Below are 6,939 nucleotides of genomic sequence, written 5' to 3' on the forward strand. Positions count from 1 at the left end.
CATGATAGATTTTGGGACAATTGCAACCGCGATGGTAACACCGTTTGATATAAACGGGAATATCGATTTTGCAAAGACAACGAAATTGGTAAATTATTTAATTGATAACGGTACAACAGCAATCGTGGTAGGAGGAACGACAGGAGAATCTCCTACATTAACTTCAGAAGAGAAAGTAGCGTTATATCGCCATGTGGTATCTGTTGTCGATAAAAGAGTGCCCGTAATCGCTGGAACAGGTAGCAATAATACGCATGCTTCTATTGACTTAACTAAAAAGGCAACAGAAGTTGGTGTGGATGCAGTAATGCTAGTAGCACCGTATTATAACAAACCGAGTCAAGAAGGAATGTATCAGCATTTTAAAGCAATTGCTGAAAGTACGCCGCTTCCGGTTATGCTATATAACGTTCCGGGACGATCTATTGTACAAATCTCCGTTGATACAGTTGTTCGTTTATCAGAAATAGAAAACATTGTTGCTATTAAAGATGCGGGCGGCGATGTGTTAACAATGACAGAAATCATTGAAAAAACAGCGGACGACTTTGCGGTATACAGCGGTGATGATGGTTTAACGTTACCAGCTATGGCAGTTGGAGCGAAAGGTATCGTTTCGGTAGCATCTCATGTTATCGGAAACGAAATGCAAGAAATGATTACAGCATTTCAAGCAGGAGAATTTAAGAAGGCACAAAAATTACATCAATTACTTGTAAGAGTAACTGATTCATTATTTATGGCGCCAAGTCCAACTCCAGTAAAAACAGCGTTACAAATGGTTGGATTAGATGTAGGTTCTGTACGTTTACCACTTCTTCCATTAACAGAAGAAGAAAGAGTAACGTTACAATCTGTAATGCAATCTATCCCTCGTTAATAAAAAATGACCTAGTGTAGAACTAGGTCATTTTTTATTATATGAAAATCTTTTCCTCGTTTTCTCACCTATATGTGTTCTTATAAGAATATTAATCGCTTCTTCATTATGTGTATAAGAAAATAATCGTACCCCTTTAATCGAGTCAAAAAATGATAGATATTATGGAATAAACGTAATAAACTACGGTGTTTGTTTTTAGAGAAATCCCCTCAAATTTGACGTAATTCATAAAAAAATTCCATTTTGTAAGTGTTTTTGTTGGATTCTAAAAAAATAAATCTTGAAAATCCCTATTATGAAATGAATTTAGCGTATGTATGGCTAGTTCTTCAAAATAATATGGAGTATAAAATCGAAGTAAATATAAAGGAAATACGTTCGATACTTTTGTTGTCATTCCGTTCTTTTACTTTTTCTTTCGCACGATTTAACTTGTGTTCTATTTCTTGTATCAGGTATAATATGGCTAAGTAGCTTAGTACGGGTATGCTTAGCAAAATTGGGAAAAATTATAATTTAATTAAATTTTCATATCATATCGAATAAGATATTTGATTTATATAATGAAAGAGAGGTGAAACCTGGTTTAAAAAATAAACAAGGACATGATATCGCATAACGGTAAGGACATTCGTCTTGGACGGTGAAAATATGGTGGTTGTAGAGTTTCCCCTGGTGTCTCTGCAATTTTAGTGAAATCAGTGTTTGCAAGATTTTTAAACCAGGCAACAACATGAAGAGAAAAGAGAATGAGTCTGTTAAAGTATTTGCTCTTGGTGGAGTAGGTGAAATCGGGAAAAACATGTACTGTGTTGAAATTGATTCTGAAATCTTTATCGTAGATGCAGGGTTAATGTTCCCGGGAGATGAAATGTTTGGAATTGATATCGTTATTCCTGATATTACATATTTAGTGGAAAATCAAGAGCGAGTAAAAGGGTTATTTATTACTCACGGTCATGAAGATCATATTGGTGGAATTGTGTATGTACTTCGTAAATTATCTATTCCAGTCTATGCAACGAAATTAACAGTAGGACTTATACAAGAAAAACTTGGTGAAGCGGGCATGTTAGGCCGTGTAGACCTAAAAACAATCGATTCAAATTCAACAGTAGAATTTAACACTACAACGGTGTCATTCTTCGGAACGACACATAGTATTCCGGATTCTGTTGGCGTTTGTTTCCATACATCAAAAGGTGCAGTCGTATATACGGGAGACTTTAAATTCGATCAAACTCCAATTGGAAATAGTGGAGCAGACCTTGGGAAAATGGCGCAAATCGGAAATGAAGGCGTACTTTGCTTATTATCTGATAGTACAAACGCAGAGCGCCCAGGTTATACAGGTTCAGAAAAAGAAGTTGGTGTAGAAATCTCTAAAGTGTTCTACGGCGCAGAAGGTCGTATTATCGTTGCTTCATTTGCATCGAATGTACATCGTATTCAACAAGTATTTGATGCAGCTGCTGAAACAGGGCGAAAAGTAGCGGTAGTAGGACGTAGTATGGTGAAAGTAGTAGACATTGCAAGACGTCTTGGTTATTTAGATGTTCCAGAAGGTATGGTTATTTCATTACAAGAAGTAGACAACTTCCCAGAGAAAAAGGTAGCTATTTTAACGACAGGTAGTCAAGGTGAACCGATGGCTGCTCTATCTAGAATGGCAAAACAAGCACATAAACAAATTTCAATTCGTAAAGGTGATACTGTTATCATTGCTGCTTCGCCAATTCCGGGTAATGAAATATCTGTATCAAAAATTATTGATTTGTTATTTAGAGCTGGAGCTGAAGTTGTTTATTACGGCGAACGAAAAGTTCACGTGTCAGGTCACGGTAGCCAAGAAGAATTAAAATTAATGTTAAATTTAATGAAACCAAAGTACTTTGTACCCGTACATGGTGAGTTCCGTATGCAAAAAGCACATGCATATTTAGCTGAAGATGTAGGTATTACAAGAGAAAATATCTTTATCGTAGAAAAAGGCGATGTAATTGCTTTTGGTGACGATGAAGCGAACTTAGTCGGTAAAGTACAAGCTGGTAATGTTTTAATTGATGGATTAGGTGTAGGTGACGTTGGTAATATCGTTCTTCGAGATAGAAAGATGTTATCTCAAGATGGAATACTAGTAGTTGTTGTAACGCTTGGTAAAGATGAAAAGAAAATTATCTCTGGTCCAGAAATCATTTCACGTGGTTTCGTATATGTTCGTGAATCAGAAGCGTTAATTGAACGATCTACAGAGATTGTACGTATGATTGTTGAGCAGTCAATTAAAGAATATTCAATTGAATGGTCAATGTTAAAACAAAATATTCGTGAATTATTAGGACAGTTCTTGTACGAAGAGACAAAGAGAAAACCTATGATTTTACCGATTATTATGGAAGTATAAAAAGATCACCCTTATGGGTGATCTTTTTTCTTTTTAACCCTATCGAATGAAATTTATAACTTAAGAAATAATAGTTATATACGAGTGAAAGGGGATGCGAAATGACAGAACGTGATCGATATACAAATGAAGAAAAAGAAGCTGAGCCAAAAGAAGCTGGAAAAGAGGCTTCAATAGTTGAAAAAATTCAACAGCTTGGACAGACAAATGTACCACAGATGAATGAATCACGTATTCATTGTTTAACGATTATCGGACAAGTGGAAGGTCATGTTCAATTACCACCGCAAAATAAAACAACAAAATATGAGCATATCATTCCGCAAATTGTTGCGATTGAACAAAATCCGAAAATTGAAGGTTTGCTTTTAATATTAAATACGGTTGGAGGTGACGTTGAAGCTGGGCTAGCAATTTCTGAAATGGTAGCTTCGCTTTCAAAACCAACAGTATCTCTAGTTTTAGGTGGGGGACATTCCATCGGTGTACCGATTGCTGTTTCTACTGACTATTCGTTTATTGCGGAAACTGCGACGATGACAATTCATCCAATTCGTTTAACAGGTCTTGTCATAGGTGTGCCACAAACATTTGAGTATTTGGATAAGATGCAAGAAAGAGTCATTCGTTTTGTGACGAAGCACTCAAAAGTAACAGAAGATCGTTTTAAAGAGCTTATGTTTGCGAAAGGGAATTTAACGCGAGATATTGGGACGAATGTAATTGGTGGGGATGCAGTAAAGTACGGTCTTATAGATGATGTTGGCGGTATTGGAAATGCGATTCGAAAATTAAACGAATTAATAGATGTTCGCGCGGAAGATAGTACAGAAGGGACAATGCTACAATGATTTTATATACAATTATGCCAGAGCAACTTGTGTATCCGGCCGATTATTCACAATGTGAAAGTCAAAAAGTTGTAAATATAAATGGTGTGGAATTAATGGTTTCTGAAGAGGAACATGGATGTTATTCTATTGTACGTGTGCTAAGTACGGACCCACTTCACTATTTAGAGTTTGAGCCCGGTCAGAAAATAACCTTTTAGCAAAAAGAAGGATTTTGTTTAGAAGCTATGGTATAATATAAAAAACAAGACGGTTGAGCAGCCATGAGTAGGCTGCTTTCTTCTGTTTATTTAGCATTTTACAAGAAGTGTAAAAATAGAAGATATAAAGACCTGAAAAATAGAGAAAACAGACATATAAATAGAGCGTTTTGAGGGGAGCTTTATTTATATGTAGAACGCGAGGTGAAGAAATGGCAAAACAAAAGCAAAGAGGGACGAAGGCAAAGACAAGACGTACGATAAAGCCAACTTTGTATTATGAAATCGTCGGTTTAACTCTTTTTGCACTTTCAATCATTACGATTTTACAGCTAGGCGTTGTAGGAAAATCGTTTGTGTTATTTTTTCGCTTCTTCTTTGGAGAGTGGTACATAATTGGTGTGTTAGGTGTAATAGCTTTATCGGTTTCCTTTGTTATAAAACGCGGATGGCCGAACCTTTTAAATAAACGATTAATTGGATTTTATTTAATTGTATTGGCGATATTAATGTTTAGTCATATTACATTATTTAACCTTCTTACAAAAGATGGAGCAGTGCAAAATACTTCTGTTATTGTGAGTACAAAAGATAACTTCTTTCTTGAAATGAAAAAGGGGCCAGATAGCGTTCATTTAGGTGGTGGTATGTTTGGTGCGCTTATGTTCGCAACATGTTACTTCTTATTTGACGAAGTAGGAGCTTATATCATTGGTATTATTCTAGTTATTCTCGGTATACTTTGTATAACAAATAAGCATATTGGAGAAGTGTTAGCGCCAGTTGGTAGAATTCTTAGAAGTCAATTTCAAGTGATGCAAGGGGATTATAAAGATTGGAGAGCTAAAAGAACGGCTGAACAAACAGAAAAGAAAAAAACAACAAGAAGCGCAAGAAGCAAACGTGCTGCAGAACAAGAAGAAATTATTGAGCCGATGGAAGAAATTTCAATTGATCCTCCGATTATTTCGAATTTCACTGAGAATTATCCTGTAAATGAAGAAGAGGATAAACGAATCGAAGTAGAGGAAGAAGATTTGATCACTTCACCGTTTATTGAAGAGACTCCGCCAATTGAAGAACCAAAGAAAAAGCGTGGAGAAAAAATTGTTGAATCGTTAGAGAGTGAAGCGCAAGCACCTCCTATGCAATTTTCAAATGTAGAAAATAAAGATTACAAGCTTCCTTCACTTGATATATTAAAATTTCCAAAGAATAAGCAAGTTACAAATGAAAATGCGGAAATTTATGAGAATGCTCGTAAATTAGAACGTACATTCCAAAGTTTCGGAGTGAAAGCGAAAGTAACAAAAGTACATAGAGGTCCTGCAGTTACAAAATATGAAGTGTATCCTGATATGGGGGTAAAAGTAAGCAAAATTGTCAGTTTAAGTGATGATTTAGCCCTTGCTTTAGCTGCAAAGGACATTCGTATTGAAGCGCCAATTCCCGGGAAATCAGCTGTAGGGATCGAAGTTCCGAACTCAGAAGTTTCGATGGTAACACTGAGGGAAGTGCTTGATTCTAAGGCTAATAACCATCCGGAAGAGAAGTTGTTAATTGGTCTTGGCCGAGATATTACAGGTGAAGCTGTATTAGCCCGTCTAAATAAAATGCCCCATTTACTCGTAGCTGGTGCGACAGGTAGCGGGAAAAGTGTATGTATTAACGGTATTATTGTTAGTATTTTAATGCGTGCAAAACCACATGAAGTAAAATTAATGATGATTGACCCGAAAATGGTAGAGTTAAATGTATATAACGGTGTGCCTCATTTGTTAACGCCAGTTGTAACTGATCCGAAAAAAGCATCGCAAGCATTGAAAAAAGTTGTGAGTGAAATGGAACGTCGTTATGAATTGTTTGCTCATAGTGGTACACGTAACATTGAAGGATACAACGATTATATAAAAGAGCATAATAGTCAATCAGAAGCGAAACAACCCGAATTACCTTATATTGTAGTAATTGTGGACGAGTTAGCAGATTTAATGATGGTTGCTTCGTCTGATGTAGAGGATGCGATTATGCGTCTAGCGCAAATGGCTCGTGCTGCTGGTATTCATTTAATTATTGCAACGCAACGTCCGTCAGTTGACGTTATTACGGGTGTTATTAAAGCAAATATTCCATCACGTATTGCATTCGCTGTATCTTCTCAAACAGATTCTCGTACAATTCTTGACGGTGGTGGTGCAGAGAAGCTACTAGGTCGTGGAGACATGCTGTTTATACCAATTGGTGCATCGAAACCTGTACGTGTACAAGGCGCATTTTTATCAGATGATGAAGTTGAGAGAGTTGTAGAATATGTTATTGGACAGCAAAAAGCACAATATCAAGAAGATATGATTCCGCAAGATGTTCCTGATACGAAGCAGGAAGTAGAAGATGAATTATATGATGAAGCGGTTCAACTTGTAGTGGAAATGCAAACAGCATCTGTTTCTATGTTACAACGTAGGTTTAGAGTAGGTTATACGCGAGCTGCTCGCCTAATTGATGCAATGGAAATGAATGGTGTAGTAGGTCCATATGAAGGTAGTAAACCGAGAGAAGTGCTCATTAATGATGTACAAGAAAAAGTTCTTAAAAAAGCAT

At 36.4% G+C, this 6,939-nt stretch carries 5 protein-coding genes; all 5 read left to right on the forward strand.

Going from position 1 to position 6,939, the window contains the following annotated elements:
- Window position 1 precedes the first annotated feature (1 nt).
- A complete protein-coding gene (gene dapA, locus HMPREF1014_RS05475) occupies window positions 2-880 on the forward strand; it encodes a 4-hydroxy-tetrahydrodipicolinate synthase (RefSeq protein ID WP_000564763.1) in 879 nt (292 codons plus the stop codon).
- Window positions 881-1,616: 736 nt separating this feature from the next.
- A complete protein-coding gene (locus HMPREF1014_RS05485; RefSeq protein WP_000823096.1) occupies window positions 1,617-3,287 on the forward strand; it encodes a ribonuclease J in 1,671 nt (556 codons plus the stop codon).
- 101 nt (window positions 3,288-3,388) lie between these two features.
- Window positions 3,389-4,138 carry a translocation-enhancing protein TepA gene (tepA, locus tag HMPREF1014_RS05490; RefSeq protein ID WP_000139806.1) on the forward strand — a complete coding sequence of 250 codons (750 nt, stop codon included), beginning with the start codon at window positions 3,389-3,391 and terminating at the stop codon, window positions 4,136-4,138.
- The gene (locus tag HMPREF1014_RS05495) at window positions 4,135-4,338 is read left to right on the forward strand and encodes a YlzJ-like family protein (protein ID WP_000605020.1); all 204 of its coding nucleotides are present in this window, start codon (window positions 4,135-4,137) and stop codon (window positions 4,336-4,338) included. The genes tepA and HMPREF1014_RS05495 overlap by 4 nt, the downstream gene beginning before the upstream one ends.
- Before the next feature lie 212 nt (window positions 4,339-4,550).
- A partial coding sequence (locus HMPREF1014_RS05500; protein WP_001118799.1) for a DNA translocase FtsK occupies window positions 4,551-6,939 on the forward strand: 2,389 nt, incomplete at its 3' end.

The sequence above is a fragment of the Bacillus sp. 7_6_55CFAA_CT2 genome, from assembly GCF_000238655.1.
GTDB lineage: Bacteria > Bacillota > Bacilli > Bacillales > Bacillaceae_G > Bacillus_A > Bacillus_A cereus.